The 17127-nt window shown below is 64.3% G+C and carries 23 protein-coding genes; 13 read left to right on the forward strand and 10 right to left on the reverse strand.

Annotation, left to right across the window (positions count from 1 at the left end; translation table 11 throughout):
* The first annotated feature begins 13 nt into the window (after nucleotides 1–13).
* Complete coding sequence (locus tag A3E77_RS02495) at nucleotides 14–1615, forward strand: phosphoenolpyruvate carboxykinase (RefSeq protein WP_293643324.1); 1602 nt, start codon at nucleotides 14–16, stop codon at nucleotides 1613–1615.
* A gap of 48 nt (nucleotides 1616–1663) precedes the next feature.
* The gene (locus A3E77_RS02500) at nucleotides 1664–2128 is read left to right on the forward strand and encodes a hypothetical protein (RefSeq protein WP_293643325.1); all 465 of its coding nucleotides are present in this window, start codon (nucleotides 1664–1666) and stop codon (nucleotides 2126–2128) included.
* Here the strand turns inward: A3E77_RS02500 and A3E77_RS02505 are convergent.
* From A3E77_RS02505 to A3E77_RS02515, 3 genes are all read right to left on the reverse strand, one after another.
* Nucleotides 2113–2607 (reverse strand): hypothetical protein, encoded by a 495-nt coding sequence (locus tag A3E77_RS02505; RefSeq protein ID WP_293643326.1) that lies wholly within the window; start codon nucleotides 2605–2607, stop codon nucleotides 2113–2115. The genes A3E77_RS02500 and A3E77_RS02505 overlap by 16 nt on opposite strands.
* Nucleotides 2608–2704: 97 nt before the next feature.
* The gene (locus A3E77_RS02510; protein ID WP_293643327.1) at nucleotides 2705–4549 is read right to left on the reverse strand and encodes a DUF885 domain-containing protein; all 1845 of its coding nucleotides are present in this window, start codon (nucleotides 4547–4549) and stop codon (nucleotides 2705–2707) included.
* Between the two features lie 124 nt (nucleotides 4550–4673).
* Entirely contained in the window at nucleotides 4674–5072 is a 399-nt protein-coding gene (locus tag A3E77_RS02515; protein ID WP_293643328.1) for a DUF3597 domain-containing protein, read from the reverse strand.
* A gap of 173 nt (nucleotides 5073–5245) precedes the next feature.
* Between A3E77_RS02515 and A3E77_RS02520 the strand changes: the two genes are divergently transcribed.
* Nucleotides 5246–5839, forward strand: coding sequence for a DUF937 domain-containing protein (locus A3E77_RS02520; protein ID WP_293643329.1), 594 nt, complete (start codon nucleotides 5246–5248; stop codon nucleotides 5837–5839).
* Between the two features lie 18 nt (nucleotides 5840–5857).
* Here the strand turns inward: A3E77_RS02520 and A3E77_RS02525 are convergent, their stop codons facing one another.
* From A3E77_RS02525 to rplU, 3 genes are all read right to left on the reverse strand, one after another.
* Nucleotides 5858–6454 carry a GNAT family N-acetyltransferase gene (locus A3E77_RS02525; protein WP_293643330.1) on the reverse strand — a complete coding sequence of 199 codons (597 nt, stop codon included), beginning with the start codon at nucleotides 6452–6454 and terminating at the stop codon, nucleotides 5858–5860.
* Nucleotides 6455–6709: 255 nt separating this feature from the next.
* Nucleotides 6710–6979, reverse strand: coding sequence for a 50S ribosomal protein L27 (rpmA, locus tag A3E77_RS02530; RefSeq protein WP_039577112.1), 270 nt, complete (start codon nucleotides 6977–6979; stop codon nucleotides 6710–6712).
* A gap of 52 nt (nucleotides 6980–7031) precedes the next feature.
* Nucleotides 7032–7523 carry a 50S ribosomal protein L21 gene (gene rplU, locus A3E77_RS02535; RefSeq protein WP_293643331.1) on the reverse strand — a complete coding sequence of 164 codons (492 nt, stop codon included), beginning with the start codon at nucleotides 7521–7523 and terminating at the stop codon, nucleotides 7032–7034.
* 229 nt (nucleotides 7524–7752) lie between these two features.
* Between rplU and A3E77_RS02540 the strand changes: the two genes are divergently transcribed.
* Entirely contained in the window at nucleotides 7753–8274 is a 522-nt protein-coding gene (locus tag A3E77_RS02540; protein ID WP_293643332.1) for a hypothetical protein, read from the forward strand.
* Nucleotides 8275–8368: 94 nt separating this feature from the next.
* Here the strand turns inward: A3E77_RS02540 and pspF are convergent, their stop codons facing one another.
* Nucleotides 8369–9394 (reverse strand): phage shock protein operon transcriptional activator, encoded by a 1026-nt coding sequence (gene pspF / locus A3E77_RS02545; RefSeq protein ID WP_293643333.1) that lies wholly within the window; start codon nucleotides 9392–9394, stop codon nucleotides 8369–8371.
* Between the two features lie 37 nt (nucleotides 9395–9431).
* Complete coding sequence (locus A3E77_RS02550; protein ID WP_293643334.1) at nucleotides 9432–9812, reverse strand: hypothetical protein; 381 nt, start codon at nucleotides 9810–9812, stop codon at nucleotides 9432–9434.
* 31 nt (nucleotides 9813–9843) lie between these two features.
* Between A3E77_RS02550 and pspA the strand changes: the two genes are divergently transcribed.
* The 9 genes from pspA to A3E77_RS02595 all read left to right on the forward strand — a co-directional run bounded on the left by pspA (nucleotide 9844) and on the right by A3E77_RS02595 (nucleotide 13270).
* Nucleotides 9844–10506, forward strand: coding sequence for a phage shock protein PspA (gene pspA / locus A3E77_RS02555; protein ID WP_293643335.1), 663 nt, complete (start codon nucleotides 9844–9846; stop codon nucleotides 10504–10506).
* A gap of 12 nt (nucleotides 10507–10518) precedes the next feature.
* On the forward strand, nucleotides 10519–10797 hold the full coding sequence (pspB, locus tag A3E77_RS02560; protein WP_293643336.1) for an envelope stress response membrane protein PspB: 279 nt from the start codon (nucleotides 10519–10521) through the stop codon (nucleotides 10795–10797).
* Between the two features lies 1 nt (nucleotide 10798).
* Nucleotides 10799–11179 carry an envelope stress response membrane protein PspC gene (gene pspC / locus A3E77_RS02565; RefSeq protein WP_293643337.1) on the forward strand — a complete coding sequence of 127 codons (381 nt, stop codon included), beginning with the start codon at nucleotides 10799–10801 and terminating at the stop codon, nucleotides 11177–11179.
* A gap of 53 nt (nucleotides 11180–11232) precedes the next feature.
* Nucleotides 11233–11532: a hypothetical protein gene (locus A3E77_RS02570; RefSeq protein ID WP_293643338.1), complete on the forward strand. Its 300-nt coding sequence runs from the start codon at nucleotides 11233–11235 to the stop codon at nucleotides 11530–11532.
* Between the two features lie 14 nt (nucleotides 11533–11546).
* The gene (locus A3E77_RS02575; RefSeq protein WP_293643339.1) at nucleotides 11547–11864 is read left to right on the forward strand and encodes a hypothetical protein; all 318 of its coding nucleotides are present in this window, start codon (nucleotides 11547–11549) and stop codon (nucleotides 11862–11864) included.
* Nucleotides 11865–11874: 10 nt separating this feature from the next.
* A complete protein-coding gene (locus tag A3E77_RS02580) occupies nucleotides 11875–12138 on the forward strand; it encodes a hypothetical protein (RefSeq protein WP_293643340.1) in 264 nt (87 codons plus the stop codon).
* A 29-nt stretch (nucleotides 12139–12167) separates the two neighbouring features.
* The gene (locus tag A3E77_RS02585) at nucleotides 12168–12431 is read left to right on the forward strand and encodes a hypothetical protein (protein ID WP_293643341.1); all 264 of its coding nucleotides are present in this window, start codon (nucleotides 12168–12170) and stop codon (nucleotides 12429–12431) included.
* A 23-nt stretch (nucleotides 12432–12454) separates the two neighbouring features.
* Nucleotides 12455–12700, forward strand: a complete 246-nt coding sequence (locus tag A3E77_RS02590; RefSeq protein WP_293643342.1) for a hypothetical protein — start codon at nucleotides 12455–12457, stop codon at nucleotides 12698–12700.
* A 159-nt stretch (nucleotides 12701–12859) separates the two neighbouring features.
* A complete protein-coding gene (locus A3E77_RS02595; protein ID WP_293643343.1) occupies nucleotides 12860–13270 on the forward strand; it encodes a SufE family protein in 411 nt (136 codons plus the stop codon).
* 226 nt (nucleotides 13271–13496) lie between these two features.
* On the opposite strand, the gene A3E77_RS02600 is transcribed toward A3E77_RS02595, so the two are convergent.
* Nucleotides 13497–16073, reverse strand: a complete 2577-nt coding sequence (locus tag A3E77_RS02600; protein WP_293643344.1) for a TonB-dependent receptor — start codon at nucleotides 16071–16073, stop codon at nucleotides 13497–13499.
* 272 nt (nucleotides 16074–16345) lie between these two features.
* On the reverse strand, nucleotides 16346–17127 hold a 782-nt coding region (clpX, locus tag A3E77_RS02605), incomplete at its 5' end, for an ATP-dependent Clp protease ATP-binding subunit ClpX (protein ID WP_293643345.1).

Genomic DNA, 17127 nt, shown 5'->3' on the forward strand with positions numbered 1-17127 from the left:
AGAGGCGAAGCAAATGACCAAGGTTGTGATCGGAACGAGCACCGTTGAGACGAAGGCGGATGTCGCCGAAAACTGGGGCACCGCACAGCTCGTCGAGGATGCCGTCCGCCACCATGAAGGTGTGCTGGCAAAGGATGGCCCGCTGGTCGTCGAAACCGGCAAACACACGGGGCGCAGCGCGAAGGACAAGTTCATCGTCCAGGACGCCGAAACCGCGGACACGATCTGGTGGGGCAAGACCAATGTCCCGATGACGCCGGATCATTTCGCGGCGCTGAAGGCCGATTTCCTTGCGCATCTGGCCGAACGCCCGCGCCTGTTCCGTCAGCAGCTGTTCGGCGGTTCGCAGCCCGAGCACCGCGTCGGGGTGCAGGTGATCACCGAATTTGCGTGGCATAGCCAGTTCATCCGCACCTTGCTCTGCCGCCCGACGGCCGCGGAGCTTGCTGGCTTCGACGCCGAATATACGATCATCGACCTGCCCAGCTTTCGCGCCGATCCGGCCCGGCACGGCTCGCGCACCGAAACCGTCGTCGCGGTGAATTTTACCGAGAAGCTCGTGCTGATCGGAGGCACCGCCTATGCCGGCGAGATGAAGAAGTCGGTGTTCGGCATCCTCAACTATCTGCTGCCCGTAAAGGGCGTCATGCCGATGCACTGTTCGGCGAACATGGGACCGAATGGCGACACCGCGGTCTTCTTCGGCCTGTCGGGCACCGGCAAGACGACCTTGTCGGCCGACGCCTCGCGCACGTTGATCGGCGACGACGAACATGGCTGGTCTGACACCGCGGTCTTCAATTTCGAGGGCGGCTGCTACGCCAAGATGATCCGTCTGTCGCCCGAGGCCGAGCCTGAGATTTTCGCGACGACGAAGCGTTTCGGCACGGTGCTCGAAAATGTCGTGATCGACCCGGTGACGCGCGAACTCGATTTCGACGACGCGAGCCTCGCCGAAAACAGCCGTGGTTCCTATCCGATCGATTTCATTCCGAACACGTCGGAACAGAATATGGGTCCGGTGCCGCAGAATATCATCATGCTGACCGCCGATGCTTACGGGGTTCTTCCTCCGATCGCGAAGCTGACCCCCGAACAGGCCATGTATCACTTCCTGTCGGGCTATACCGCGCGTGTCGCGGGCACCGAAATTGGCGTGACTGAGCCGGAGGCGACCTTCTCGACCTGCTTCGGCGCGCCCTTCATGCCGCGCCACCCGTCGGTTTACGGCAACCTCCTGAAAGAACGCATTGCGAAAGGCGGCGTTCAGTGCTGGCTCGTCAACACCGGCTGGACCGGCGGCATGGCGACGATGGAGGGCATCAAGCGCATGCCGATCAAGGCCACGCGCGCGCTGCTGGGCGCCGCGCTCGACGGCAGCCTGAACGACGTCGAATTCCGCAAGGACCCGAATTTCGGCTTCATGGTTCCGGTGGCGGTGCCGGGCGTCGACACGGCCTTGCTCGACCCGCGCGAAGCCTGGGCCGACAAGGCGGCCTATGACCGCACCGCGCAAGTGCTGGTCGGCCAATTCATCGACAATTTCGCGCAATTTGCCGACCATGTCGACGAAGGCGTCCGCCAGGCCGCACCGCAGGCGGCCGTCGCAGCATAATTGACCCGGAAACTTCCGGGTGCTCAATCACCCGGAAGGACCGGACCGATGACCACCGATCATAAACCGCGCCTGTTTGAGTGCGACGACGACATCCGCGCGCTCGGCGAGGGCCTGCTCGCCTGCTCCCTGCCGCGCGAAGCCTGGACGCACGAGGCGCATCTCGGCGCCTGCCTGTGGCTGCTGACCGAGCGGCCCGACGTTGATATCGACGCCGAGATTGGCCGGATCATCCGCCGCTTCAACGAAAGCGTCGGCGGCGTGAACGACGACCATGGCGGCTACCATGACAGCATCACCCGCGCCTATGTTGCGGGCGTGCGGCTGTTCCTGTCGGAAACCGAAGAAAGCGGGCTGGCGGGACGCGTCAACGCGATGCTGCTGTCCGACGTCGGCCGCCGCGACTGGCCGCTGCGCTTCTACAGCCGCGATCTGCTATTCTCGGTGCCGGCGCGGCGCGGCTTCGTCGAACCCGATCTCGCGCCGCTGCCCGCGGTTCAGGGGCCGCGGTAGGAGCAGCCGAGCACCACTTGCCCCGGTGCATCCTTCGACGGATAGACGTTCGCCATGTAAAGGCCGCCCGGCGGCGTCAGCCTGTCGATGCGGTCGTCGTTCAGGTCGTTGCCATCGGCGGGGCGCCAGGAACAGCGCGCCTCGCTGCAATCGACCTTGAAACGCGTGCGCGCCGGATGCGCCGCGAGGAACGGCGTCTGATAGTCGGCGACTGCACCGTCGAGGTGAAAATTGACCTGCCACAAATGTTTCGTCGGCAGCCCGCTCTGCTGCCGATATACTTTTTCGGAAACGACACCCAGTCGTTCGATCGCCACGGGCGTGTAGTGACCGATCATGCGCTGCATCTCGGTCAGATTGGCGGCGTCGGCGGCCCGTTTCAGCAACGCATCGGCCTCGGTCGCCGAACCGGGGCAACCGGCGGGCGCGGCGGCCGTGGTCGTCAACATCAGCAACGCCGTCTGCAAGAATGGAAGCATCGCGGTATTTTCCCTTCGACATCGAAGAGTTTTTTCTGGCGGGTTCTCTCCGCCAGATCAATCCCGCACGATGTCCGGTTTGCCGAGGCCCGCTACATCAGCCCTTTGCCCCCGCGACATATTCGGCGACATTCTGTGCGAGCACGTCGAGCGGGACGTTGCCGCCCTTGACGACGACGTCGTTGAAATCGCGCAGGTCATATTTCGCGCCGATCGCCTTTTGCGCCAGCCCGCGCTGGCGGACGATTTCGCTGTGCCCGACCTTGTATCCGCACGCCTGGCCGGCCCAGCTGCAATAGCGATCGACCTCGCTGGCGACCTCGAGCGGGTTGGAGCCATTCTCCTCGACGAAAAACGCGACACCCTGCTCGCGCGTCCAGCGCTTGGCGTGAAGGCCGGTGTCGACGACAAGGCGGCAGGCGCGAAATGCGAGCGACTGAAGATAGCCGAGGCGCCCGACCTCGAAATCATCATAAAGGCCAAGTTCGTCGGCGAGCTGTTCGGCGTAGAGCGCCCATCCTTCCGAATAGGCGTTGAACGCGAGCATCGTGCGGATCAACGGCATCGCGTGGGCATATTCGCCCTGCCAGGCATGGCCGGGGATCGCTTCGTGCATCGTCAGATCGGGCAGCGAATATTTGCTGTGCAATTCGGTCGTGCGCAGGTTGATCCAGAAGCGCCCCGGGATGCTGCCGTCGATCGACCCCGCGCCGCCATAAGCCGCGGGTGCACCGGGTTCCTCGGCGAGCGGCAGCCGTTTCACCTCGACATTGCCCTTCACCAGCGTGCGGAAGGCGCGCGGCAGCTCGGCGCGGATCTTGCCGAGCCAGGTCTGGATATAGGCGACGATCTCGGCGCGCCCGGCGTCATTGTCGGGGAATTGATAGCGCGGATCTTTGGCGAGCGCATTCATCCGGGCGCCGACGCTGCCCTGCGTATAGCCCAGTTTCTTCAGGATCGGGTCCATTTGCCCGTGCAGCGCGGCAAGTTCGTCGCGGCCCATCGCGTGGATCTCGTCGGGGGTCATGCGGGTCGTCGTCGAAGCGCGGAGCCCCCACGCATACCATTCGTCGCCGCCCGGCCGCGCCCACATGCCGGGGTCCATCGTCGCCTTCGGCCGCTGCGCCTTCAGTTCGGCGATCTGGCGTTCGAGCGCGGCGGCGACCGGCCCCTGCACGATCTTGGCCGAGCGCGCGTTCCAATCGCCCGCAATGTTGCTCGCGCCGGTGCGGCGGACAAGGCTTTCGACCATCGACCGGCCCGCCTTCGCATCGGCGATCGTCGCCTCCATCTGCTTCACCGCCTTGTCGATCAGGAAGGCGGGGGCGATCAATCCTTCGCCGCTCGCGGCCTTCAACCGCTCGGTCTCGCCGTCGAGCACGCCGGGAAAGGCGTTGAGGCGCGCCAGATAGGATTCGGCATCGGCCGCGCTTTTTACCGGATGATCGCTGTCGAGGAATTTCGGAATGTCGAGATAGGCGCCGACATTCTGGATCACGACATAGGGCGTATTGCGCCACCCGCCGACCGCGACGTCGCCATAGGGGAGGGCGAAACCCGCGAGCGCGACGTCATAGGCACTTTCGACCACCGCCAGGCTGGTGCGCGTCGCATGGTCGAGCCCGCCCTTGTCAAAGGCGCGGATGCGCGCGACGTCGGCCTTCAGCGTGCCGGCGAGCGCCTGGACTCCCGCCGCCGAACGGTCGCCGAGCTGTCCGCGCATCGCCGCGCGCGCGCCGGTGTCGATGCCGAGCGAGGTCGCCCCTTCGGGCGACTGCGCGAGCAGATTGTCGGCCACCGAGTCGAGCAATTGCTGCGCGTCGGTCTTCGGGGCGGCCTGCAAAGCCGCGGCGGGACCGGCGATGGCAAGGCCGGCGGAGCCCGCGCCCAGCGCGGCGAGCGTCTGGCGGCGGTTGAGGGGGGTGAAAAGCGGATTGGACACGCGGCAGCTCCCTGCGACTTGTTTCTGTTGCAACCTGTCTAGGCGGGCGGGCGCGCCGGTCAACGAAAAGGGGCCGGGAAAGCGTTCGCCTGCCCGACCCCCGTCGAAAATTATCGACTGTCTATCAGTCGGTCAGGTCGGCGGGCACCTTGCCGCCGTTCGCGGCGAGTTCGCGCATCACCGCCTTGTGCAGCCAGATGTTCATTTCGGCGCTGCCGTCGAGTTCGCCGGTATAGCCAAGTTCGGTCGCCAGCTCCTTGCGATTCGCAAGGCTCGAATCGAGACCGAGCAGCTTCATCAGGTCGACGATCGAGGTCCGCCAGTTGAGGTCCTGGTCGGTCTTCGCCGCCTCGGCGGTCAGGATCGCTTCGACGTCGACCGGGGCGGCGGCGGCGGTCGCCATCGCCTGGGTCGCGGCGTCGAGCGCGGAGCCGATCGGGCTGGGGGCCGCCGGGGCGGCGGGTTCGGCGGCTTCGGCCTTCTTGCCGAAGATCGCATCCTTGATGCTGCTGAAAATGCCCATGATTTCACTCCCACTATCTCGCGGTCCGGCTGAAAAAGCCGAGTCGAGGAACCGCAGGCTAGGACTATGCCGTTGAAAATGACAGCCGAATGAACGTCTCGCCGTTCGCTGCGCCGCTGCTATACTGGCGGCCTGGGCGCGGACCGATCGGCGCCAGAGCGGGAGAATGCAAGATGAACCTGACCGACATATTGGCGCAGGCCGGCGGCATCGAATCGATGGCGAAGGAACTGGACATTCCGCCCGCGATGGCAAAACAGGGTGCCGACGCGCTGCTCCCTGCGATCCTCGGCGGTTTCAAGAAACAGGCGCAAGGCGGCGGAATCGAGGGTCTGGGCGGGCTGCTCGGCCAGCTTGGCGGCGGCGGACTGCTCGACGCAGTGCTGGGGTCGGCACCGACTCCGGTCGAACAGGGCAATGACGTGCTCGGCCAGATCTTCGGGTCAAAGGACGTCAGCCGCACCGTTGCCGGACAGGCGGCGGCGCAGACCGGGCTCGATTCGGGATTGCTCAAGCAGATGCTGCCGATCCTCGCGATGATGGTTGCGGGCTATATGGCAAAACAGGGCGGAGCGGGCGGCGAGAGCTCGGGCGGTCTGGGCGGTATGCTCGGCAATGTCCTTGGCGGTGCGATGGGCGGGGGCGCCGCGCCCTCGGCTGGCGGGCTTGGAGGCGGTTTGGGCGGCCTCGGCAAAATGCTCGACATGGACGGCGACGGCAATCCGCTCGACGACATCATGGGCATGGTGAACAAGATGCGCGGCTAGGCATCGCCGCGCTGCCGTTCACGCCGCCATCAGGCGCAATTCCTCGCGGAAATCCTCGTCCACCCCGATGCGGCTTCGCATCGGGGTGACGGTGCCATCCAAGGCGACGTCGCCTTCCTCGAACAGCGCACACGCCGCTTCGCCGCCGCGCGCGAGGCTGTAACGCTGGGCGACCTTGCCTGTCGGCCGGAAGCCCAGCTTGCGCAGCACCGCGCCCGACGCCGGATTGTCGAGAAAGTGGCCCGCCGACAGCTTCGGCAGGTTCATCGCGCGCGCGATATGGAGGAGCTGGCGCCCGGCTTCGGTCGCAAAACCGAGTCCCCAATAGGGCCGCGCGATCCAATAGCCCATTTCCAGGCCGTCTTCGGGGCTTGGCGAAATGCCGCAGCCGCCGACAAGGCGCGGCGCGCCGCCGGTGCGGGCAAAGATCAGGAACCGCGGCTGGTCGGGGTCGATCGGCTGGCTCAGAAACGCCTGCGCCTGTTCCTCGCCATAGGGCCATGGGGCGGTCGCGAGGTTGCGGACCACGGCTTCCTCGCCGATGGCGCGCGCGAGCGCGGGGGCGTCCTCGATCCAGCCGGGCCGCAGCAACAGTCTTTCGGTACGCGCGAACATCTTTTCTAACTCCCAATTGCCTGTCGCCTTGGCGCCAGATGGTGACGCTTTGACGACATTCGATGTGGAGGGAGATGGATGGCCCTGTTTTCGCGCCCGTTTTATCGAAAATCCTCCGCTATGGCGCGGAGATCGGGCAAGAAAAAAGGGAGTCCGGGGTGACCCGTCTCCCTCTTTTTGAACCTTGTTTCCGCGTGATTGGCGGAAAGGACAGTTCCGGGTCATCCCTTGGTGGACGACCCTGGAAGATCGTCCTTATTCGGCGGCTTCCGCCATGGCGTCGACCGACACATATTTGCGGCCAAGCTTGCCATCGTGGAATCGGACATGGCCTTCGGCGGTTGCGAACAGCGTGTGGTCCTTGCCCATGCCGACGTTGACACCCGGGTAAACCTTGGTGCCGCGCTGACGCACGATAATGTTGCCGCCGATCACTTCCTGACCGCCGAACTTCTTTACGCCAAGGCGGCGGCCGGCTGAGTCGCGACCGTTGCGCGAAGAACCGCCTGCTTTCTTATGTGCCATGACTGATGCTCCTTAATTCGTTCGTTCGAGAGGCCGAGCCGCGTTGCCGCGCTCAGGCGTCCTTCTTGGGGGCTGCCTTCTTGGCAGCGGGCTTCTTGGCGGGCGCTTCGGCAGCAGCTTCGGTCTTCGGAGCAGCAGCCTTCTTCGGTGCAGCTTCCTTCTTCTCGGCCGGTGCAGCCTTGGCTTCAGCAGCCGGAGCAGCTTCGGCCTTCGGAGCGGCTTCCTTCTTCGGCGCGGCCTTCTTGGCATCGCCGACAGCCAGGATGCGCAGCAGCGTCAGCGACTGGCGATGGCCGTTGCGGCGGCGGTAATTGTGCCGACGACGCTTCTTGAACACGATGACCTTTTCGCCGCGCGTCTGGGCGATGATTTCGGCCGAAACGACGAGGCCGTCGGCGCTCTTCACTTCGCCGCCGTCACCGGCCAGCAGGATGTCGCCCAGCGACACGGTGTCGCCAGCTTCACCGTCGATCTTTTCAACGGCGATCTTGTCTCCAGCGGCGACGCGATACTGCTTGCCGCCCGTGCGCACGATTGCGAACATGGTCTTCCATCCAATCAGAAACTAAAACACCCACGCTACCAGTCACCCGCCGAAGCTAAGCGATTTTTCCGGCATGCGGGAAAGTCAGCGCCACTAGCGAGCCGAGGCCGCGCTGTCAACCGCATATTTCCGCGCTTTTCGTCCAAAAGTGCGACGTGGTGCCGAATATCGCCGATCGCGCCGATTCGGCGCTTGCTGGACGGCTTGGCGCCCCATATCAGGGGCGGCGATGAAGCGCGCGTTTCTTTTCCTATCGTTGATAGCCGCCGCGTCGCTGCCGCTGACGGGCTGCGCGGCCACGCAGGCGGGCGATGCCCCGTCGCTGGCAAAGCGCCCGGTCGAGGGGCGGTTCGACATTGCCCCCCCGCCGGTCGTCGTGGCGCCGCCGGGGCCGCTGCCTGCCGATCTCGCCGGTCGTCTCGCGCGCTGGGAATCGGACGCCGCCGCCGGCCAGCAGGCCTTTGCCGCCGAACGCGGGGCCGCCGCCGCGCTCGTATCGGCCGCGGCGGGCGCGCCCATCGCCAGCGAACGCTGGGTCGTCGCGCAACAGGCGATCTCGCGCCTGACCGCGGCGCGCGCGCCGCTCACCGCCGCGCTCGCCGACATCGACCGCCTTTATCTCGACCGCAGCATCGACGAACAGGTCGACGGGCTTCCCGACATCTATGCGCTGCGCGACCGGCTGGCTGACCTTGCTTCGACGCAGGATGCGGTGATCGAGGCGCTGAGCCGACAGTTGCCGGGGCAATAGGCTCGCTTTTCGTCATGCCGGACTTGATCCGGCATCTGCCACGCCTGCCATATGGGCCCCGGGTCAAGTCCGGGGTGACGAAGGTAGATTGGGCCTACTGATTCAGCCCGTGCTTTTTCAGGGCGTGGCGGATCTGGTCATAGCTGAGGCCCAGGGCTTCCGCCGCGACCTTCTGGTTGAAACGGCACCGCGCCATCGTGTCGGCGAGGATCGCCTTTTCATATCCGTCGACCGCGGCGCGCAGGTCGCTCACCGGGCCGGAGGGCGGCGCGAGGGCCGGGGCCGGATCGGTCGCGGGCGCGCCGGATGCTTCGGTCTTCGCGGCGGGCTTGCGCGTCACCGGCTGCCACGGGCTGGCGAAGGGGTCGAAGCTCAGCGCATCGACCGGCTTTTCGGGGTCGGCCCAGCGGTAGATCGCGCGTTCGATGACGTTGCGTAGCTCGCGGACGTTGCCAGGCCAGTCGTGCCCCTCCATCGCCGCGAGCGCGCGCGGCCCGAATCCGGGCCATTCGTCCCAGCCGAGCACCGCGGCCATGCGCTGGCCGAAATAGGTGGCGAGCACCTCGATATCGCCTTCGCGCGCGCGCAAGGGGGGCAGGGTGATGACCTCGAACGACAGCCGGTCGAGCAGGTCGGCCCGGAACCGATTGTCGTCGACCAATGCGGGCAGATGTTCGTTCGTTGCCGCGACGATGCGGACGTCGACGCGGATCGGGCGCGACGATCCGACGCGTGTCACTTCGCCATATTCGACCGCGCGGAGCAGGCGCTCCTGCGCGCCCATCGACATCGTTGCCAACTCGTCGAGAAAGAGCGTGCCGCCGTCGGCTTCCTCGAAGCGTCCGGCGCGCGTTCGCGTCGCGCCGGTGAAGGCGCCCGCCTCATGCCCGAACAGCTCGCTCTCGATCAGCGTTTCGGGCATCGCGGCGCAATTCATGATCACATAGGGCCGGTCCCAGCGCATCGACAGGCGGTGAAGCCGCTCGGCGATCAACTCCTTGCCCGTCCCGCGCTCGCCGATGACCAGCACCGGGCGGTCGAGCGATGCCGCAAGGCTGGCGCGGTCGACCGCGTCCTGAAAGGCTGCCGATTGGCCGATGAACTGCGTCTCTCGCTCCATTCCCAATCATTGGCAAAATTTCCCGTTGATTGGCAAGTTAAATCGGCGTGGCGGGTGAATTGCGCGTGAAGTTGCGCGCTTTTCCGCCGCTTTCGCCAATTGGCACGCCTTCTGCAAAGAAATCATCGAACCGGCGCATCACGCTCCGGTGCAGCGAAAAACAGGAAGGTTGACCCATGAAGACGATGTTTGCCCAGGCCGCTACGTTCGCGCTCAGCGCGGTGGGAGCACTGGCGATTTTCGTTGGTGCGATCGACCAGCCTGCGATTGCCGCCAGCCTTGCCGGTTCCCCGGCCGGCCCGCTGACGGTCGCTGCTTTCACCCCGGCGGTCAGCGCTCTGGCCTGACCGGCACTGGTGCCGGGGCACTCTCCCCCCTTGCCCCGCCCCGGCACCAGCCTTTCTTCAAGAACAGACACAGGTCTCAAGATTTTCGACAGGAGTTTCCCAATGGGTATTTTTTCACGAACCCGCGACATCATCGCCGCCAACGTCACCGACCTGCTCGACCGCGCCGAAGACCCGGAAAAGATGATCCGCCAGATCATCTTCGAGATGAACGAAACGCTCGTCGAAGTCCGCGCCTCGGCCGCCCGCACGATTGCGGACCAGAAGGAAATGCGCCGCCACATCGCCAAGCTCGAAAGCTTGCAGGACAGCTGGAAGGAAAAGGCCGAACTCGCGCTGTCGAAAGACCGCGAGGACCTCGCCACCGCCGCGCTGGTCGAAAAGCAGAAGGCCGGCGACATGGCCGAGCGCCTGAAGGCCGAGATCGCCGTCCTCGACGATGCACTGACCGGCTATGAAGCCGACATCGCCAAGCTGCAAAAGAAGCTGTCGGAAGCGCGCGCGCGCCAGTCGAGCGTCGTCAATCGCCTCGAAAGCGCCGAGAATCGCTACAAGCTGCGCGAAATGACCAATGGCGACCGCGTCGAAGATGCCTTCTCGCGCTTTGAAGTGCTCGAACGCCGCGTCGACGAAGCCGAAGGTCGCGCCGACGCGCTCAGCCTCGGTTACAAGAAGTCGCTCGATGAAGAGATCGCCGAGTTGCAGGCCGCCGACAAGGTCGCCGACGAGCTCGCTGCGCTGAAGGCCGCGCAGGCCAAGAAATAAGGAGCCGGACCGATGGAAGAAATCATCATCGTCCCGATCGTCATCGGAACGCTCTTCCTCGGTCTGCCCTGGCTGATTCTCCACTACATCACGAAGTGGAAACAGGCCAAGACGCTGACCGGAGAAGATGAACAGCTGCTCGACGAACTCTATGATACCGCACGGCGCCTCGAAAGCCGCCTGCACACCGTCGAACGCATCATCAGCGCCGACCATCCCGACTTCCGCCCTGCGGTGCGTAGCGATGAAGACCTGGCGCAAATCGAAAACTATAAGACCAGGAGGAACTGAGATGTCTGCCAGCCGCACGAAATTCTATCTCGACAAGCAGAATGCGAAATGGAGCGGTGTCTGTTCGGGTATCGCGGACTATAGCGGTGTCGATGTCCTCTGGGTGCGCGTCGGGGCGGTGCTCCTCACCCTGATGGGCGGCTTCCCCTGGACGCTGATCGCCTATTGGATGGTCGCCTGGATGGGAACGCCCAAACCCTTCGCGCTCTATGGCTCGAACGAGGAAGCGAAATTCTGGCAGGGCGTCCGCTCGAACCCCAGCGCGTCGACCCGCGACATCCGCTCGCGCTTTCGCGACATCGACCGCCGGCTTGCCGACATCGAACAATATTACACCAGCCACAACCGCCGCCTCGCCGACGAGATCGACGCGCTCCGGTAAATCGGCGCACGCGCACACGGTCCGGGCGGGACCGGGCAACAGGGAGACTTGGAATGAATTTCGGTGGAACCACCTTTGTCCTCGCCATCATCGCACTGTCGATCGGCGGCTGGATGTTCACCACATGGATACGGGCCAAGCACGGCTATCCCGTTGAGAATGAATGGGGCGGCACGGTTCATCGAACCGACCCCGACGCTGATCGAAAAATCGCCCTGCTGACCGATGACAACGCCAAGCTGGCGGGGCAGGTCAGCCGACTGGAAGAGCGGATTTCGGTGCTCGAACGCATCGCGACCGAAAACAACGGTCAGGCGGCACAACTCGCCAGCCAGATCGACCGCCTGCGCTGAGAGGATAGACGATAATGAATCTGGATGTCCTGAACACCATCGCCCCCGTCGCCGCGATTGTCGGCCTGGCCGGGGTCGGCGGATGGGTTTTCACCACCTGGCTGCGCGTCAAGAACGGCTATCCGCTCGAAAACAGCTGGGGCAAGGCGGTCTATCCCAAGACCAGCGACGAAGCGATGGAACGCGTCAAGCTGATCAGCCAGGAAAATGCCCAGCTGCGCGCCGAACTGGGTTCGGTGAAGGATCGCCTCGCGGTGATCGAACGCATCGTCACCGATGAAGGCCACCGGCTGAGCCACGAGATCGAGGCGCTGCGGCGCCCGTCGAACTGAGGAGGAAAAGATGGAAGCGATCGTCATCCTCTTCATCGTCGTCGGGCTGCCGGTCACGCTCGGCATCGGCTATGCCGCATACGAACGGCACCTGAAGTTCAAGGAACGCCAGCTGAAGGCGATCACCCACGAAACCGCCGAAAAGGCCGCGCAATATGCGGCGCAAACCGAACGGCTGGAGGCACGCGTCCGCGTTCTCGAGCGCATCGTTACCGACAAGGGAATTGATGTCGCCGACGAGATCGAAAAGCTGCGCGACGCCCCGCTGAACTAAAACAAAGACATACGGAAAGGAACCTCCCCATGGGCCCGTTTGAAATGGTTGTCGGCATCGTCCTGATCGTCACCATCGGCAGCATCGTTCGCGCCAAGCACGGCATCCGCCGCGATCATAAGGGCGGCGACTATGTCGTCACCACTGACAATGGCGAGACCAAGGCGCTTCAGGCCGAAATTCGCGCGCTGAAGGACCGCATCCAGGTGCTCGAACGCATCGCCACCGACAATAATCGCGCTGTCACGCTCGACCAGGAAATCGAGAAGCTGCGCGACAGCAGCAAAATCTGAACGCCGGAAAAGGAGCGACGCTCATGGCTTTCATCACCCCCGACTTCACCGCCGCCGCCGTCGCGCTTGCTGGGCTGAGCATCATCAGCCTGGTTGCGCTGCGCGGCTGGCGCGACTGGATACAGCTCAAGCGCGAGGAACTGGCGGCCGGGCATGGCGCGATGGCACAGGATCCGGGCGTCCCGCACGCCGGGTCGCGGATCGAGATCGCCGACCTCAAGGAACGGCTGCGCAAGCTCGAAGCCATCGCCGCGGGGGTCGACCTCTAATCCTTCCCTTCGTCGTCGCGGCACCGGCCCGCTCCCCTGTCAGCCGCCATCCGTCCGGCGGCTGACAGGGGAGCGGGCCGGTGTTGTTTCCGGTGTTGTTTCCGGTGTTGTTTTCAGGCCCCTTCCAACTTGGCGCCATCTATGTAAGGGGGCGCGGCCATGCGCAGCCTCTCCGACATCTTCGACGAATATGATTTTCTCGACGGCGACGATCGCTATCGCTTGCTGATCGATCTGGGGCGGGCGCTCGATCCGATGCCCGACGCGCTGAAGACCGACGCGACGCTGGTGCGCGGCTGTTCGGCCAGCGTCTGGGTCTATCCGGTGCCGCGCGAAGACGGCCAGCTCCATTTCCTGGCCGACAGCAATGCCGCGATCACCAAAGGCATCGTCGCCCTCGTCCTTGCCGCGGTGCAGGATCGGTCGGCGGCCGAGGTGGCGGAGATGGACATCGCCGCGGCGCTCGCCCCCTTCGACCTGACGCGCCAGCTCTCGTCGAACCGGACGCAGGGCGTCCCCAACATGATCGCGCTGGTCCAGGACACCGCCCGCCGCATCGCCGCGCGCTGACCGCCGTAGCTGCCGCGCCGCGTCGGCTTTGGGGTGGGCAGCGGCCGTCCGTTCCGCTCTCTCGTCACCCCGGACTTGATCCGGGGCCCATGACTTCAGCACCGTGATGGATCCCGGATCAAGTCCGGGATGACGAAGAAACAATGTCCGCAATCGCTCGTTATCCGCCCAAAGAAAAGGGCGCGGGAGTTGCCTCCCGCGCCCCATTTCTGTCCGTCGGGATCGCTTAGAAAGCGACCGACAGCGTGCCGCTGATCGTGCGCGGGGCGCCGATCTGGGCAAAGGGAACCGAACCCGGGTTGCCGGTGAACACACCGTCGCCCAGCACGTTGCCCTGGTTCAGGCCCGACGTGTAGCTGCCGACATACAGGTCGTCGAACAGGTTGTAGACGTTGAGCTGGAAGAAGGTCTTGTCGTTCAGACCCAGGAATTCCAGGTTCAGACGGGCGTCGAGGTTGACCAGCCAATAGGCGTTGGTTTTCGCCGGATAAAGGATGGTCGGGACCGCGGCGGTGCCGCCATAGATCGGCAGGTTCGTGTCATAGATGAACCGGCCGCCGGTGCGCTTGGCGGTGATGCCCAGTTCGACCGGGCCCAGCGTGCCGCGCGCGGTGCCGCCGAAGCTGTATTCGGGTGCGCCGCCTTCACGCTTGCCGGCGGTCGCCACGAACAGCGGATCGCCGACCGCGGTGCAACCGATGGCTGCGTTGACCACGGCGCATTCACCCGACTGGATGTTGTCCTTGATTTCGGACTTCATCCACGAACCGAAGGCGTTGAGGACCAGGGCGTCGAGCGGGCGCCAGGTGACGCTGCCGTCGATGCCATATTTGTCGACGCGGCCAAGGTTGCGATAGACGTTGCGTTCGGTGACCGGGTCATAAGCCGAAGCCAGACGGTCGTTATATTTGGTGAACCAGCCCGAAATCTGGGCCTGCACCTGACCCGTGCGGTAACGGAAGCCCAGGTCGAAGTTGTCCGAGGTTTCCGGGGCCGGACGCGCCGATTCGGTCGTCGGGGCGAAGAAGAAGGCATTGTAAAGGGCATCGGTGCCCGGAACTTGCAGACCCTTCGAGTAGTTGGCGAAGATCGACATCTGGCTGCTCGGCTTGAAAAGCAGGCCGATGTTCGGAAGGATGTCGTCATACTTCAGCACGCGCTGCTGCGGGCCCTGAACCGTCGGGTTGAGGGTGGCATAGGTCGTGTTGCGCGGATCGCCCTTGCCAAAGCAGTCGACGAAGCCCGAATCGCTGGTCGTGAAGCAATAATTGTTGAGGTCGCGCTTGAAGAACGGCGCGCGGATGCCGAGCGTCGTGATCAGGCGGCCGTCGGCGAATTCGCCGCGATATTCGCCCGCAACCTGGTTCAGCATCGCGTAGGACAGGCGGTCGCGCTTCTGGAGCACGGCGCCGGTGATGTCGACGTCGGGGTCGTTCACGGGGAACACGTCGAACGGTTCGCCGTTGAACTGGATCGGCATCACCTGGCCGGTCTGCCGATGGCGGGCGCGGTCAAAGGTGTAGCTGAAGCGGACGGTGTGACCTTCGGCGACGTCCCAGCGCAGGTTGGCGATAACGCCGTAACGATGCGTCTGGGTCTGGCTGGGGGCCAGCACCGCAACTTCGTCGAGCAGGTCGCCGTCGCCGTTCAGGTCGAAGCCGTAATAGGGACGGCCGCCGACATAGCCCGCGACGTTCGACACGGCGGCGCCGGGCGCGATGTCGACCAGGCGTTCACGCGCATTGACCGTGCCGCCGCCATTGGCCTTCACATATTGATAGCTGGGGTCGACGGTCAGGACCAGGCCTTCGCTCAGCGTGAACTTCGACGCACCGCGGATGTTGCCCGTGTTCGACGGGTTGTAACGGCGGTCGAATTCGGTGCCGCAGCTCGAAGCCGAGTCAGCGGCACCCGGCGTGACGGTCGCGGTGGTGTTGCACGGATAGTTGATGTCATATTCGCGCTCGTCGTTCGACTGCGGGAAACCCGACGGGACCGTACGGTCGTTGCGCAGTGCCACCGAACCGAAGAAATTGTTGCGGTTTTCGTTATAGTGGCCCGCGACCGAGACGAAGTCGCCGTCGGCGCCGATCGGCTGATAGATGCGGCCATTGAACTGCTTCTTGTTCACGCGGCCATAATTGTTGAACGGGTTGTCGTTCGAGGTGCTCGACGCCGACAGGAAGGCGCGGGTGCCGAACGGCGTGAAGACGCCGGTGTTGACCAGGCCGAAGACGCGGAAGAATTTGAACTCGCCGGCCGAACCCGACAGGTTGACGCCGAATTCTTCGCTGGGCGTGATCGTGCGATAGTTGACGGTCGATCCGGTCGCCGCGGCGGTCGGGCTGTCGACGTCGGTCGAACCAAGGTTCACATTGACCTGTTCGATCAGCTCGGGGTCGAGCTGCTGGTTCGAGTAAATGGCATAGTTTCCCGAATCGTTGAGCGGCACGCCGTCGAAGGTCAGGCTGATGCGGTCGGCCGAAAAGCCGCGGATGGTCAGCTGGCCGCCCGACGAGCCATAGGCGTCGTTGTTGGTGAAGTTGACGCCGGGGACCATGTTGATCGTGTCGAGGATCGTCTGGCCGGGGTTCTGGCGCGAGATCACTTCCTGGCCGAGGACGAGCTTGGCCTTCGACGTGTCGGGCGTCTGGATGCCCGCGACATCGCGCGCGGTAACGCCGGTGACGACGATTTCATCGTCGAAATCGACCGAGCCGGTCGACTGGGCAAAGGCCGGCGTGGAAAGCAGCGCGACCGGAATCAGCGCGACGCTGGCGGCAAGCGTGTGACGGAATTTCATTACAGGATGTCCCCTTTGGTGGTGCAGTCGGCGGGCGCGCAAATGGGGCGCGCTCGACCTGCGAGCGCCCCTGAAGCCCGCATGTGGCACGATTGTGACAGCAATTGTGACAGTGCAAGCGAAGAGCGGCTCGCCATTCAGGCGGGACGCGGAAAACCGCTAATTTCCGTCAGTCGCCCAATTTTATCTACAGGCACGGATGCGTTTTTTCCGGAAACTGTTGCTGCAATGCAACATAAAAAGGGCGCCCCGCAGGGCGCCCCATGTGCGACTCAGGCGGCGTCGCCCGCGGCTTCCTTTGCCTTGTCGGCATAGACGCGGACCGGGTCCTTGCGGCCTTCGACGACGTCCTTGTCGACGACGATCTCGACCACGTCGGTCAGGTCGGGCAGGTCGAACATCGTGTCGAGCAGGATCGCTTCGACGATCGAGCGCAGCCCGCGCGCGCCGGTCTTGCGTTCGATCGCCTTTTTGGCGACCGCGACCAACGCATCGTCGGTAAAGGTCAGCGCCACCTCTTCCAGGTCGAACAATTTCTTATATTGTTTGACCAGCGCATTCTTCGGCTCGCCCAGGATCTTGACCAGCGCGTCGACGTCGAGATCCTCGAGCGTCGCGATGACCGGCAGACGGCCGACAAATTCGGGGATCAGGCCGAACTTCAACAGGTCTTCGGGTTCGATCTGCTTCAGCACTTCGCCGCTGCGCCGTTCGTCGGGGCCGGCGACATGCGCGCCGAAACCGATCGACTTGCCCTGCAAGCGGTCGCCGATGATCTTTTCAAGGCCGCTGAACGCGCCGCCCGCGATGAACAATATGTTCGTCGTATCGACCTGCAGGAACTCCTGCTGCGGATGTTTGCGGCCGCCCTGCGGCGGAACGCTGGCGGTGGTGCCCTCCATCAGCTTCAGCAGCGCCTGCTGCACGCCTTCGCCCGACACGTCGCGGGTGATCGAGGGATTCTCTGCCTTGCGGCTGATCTTGTCGATTTCGTCGATATAGACGATGCCGCGCTGCGCCTTTTCGACATTATAGTCGGACGACTGGAGCAGCT

The sequence above is a fragment of the Sphingopyxis sp. RIFCSPHIGHO2_12_FULL_65_19 genome (assembly GCF_001830555.1).
Taxonomy (GTDB): domain Bacteria; phylum Pseudomonadota; class Alphaproteobacteria; order Sphingomonadales; family Sphingomonadaceae; genus Sphingopyxis.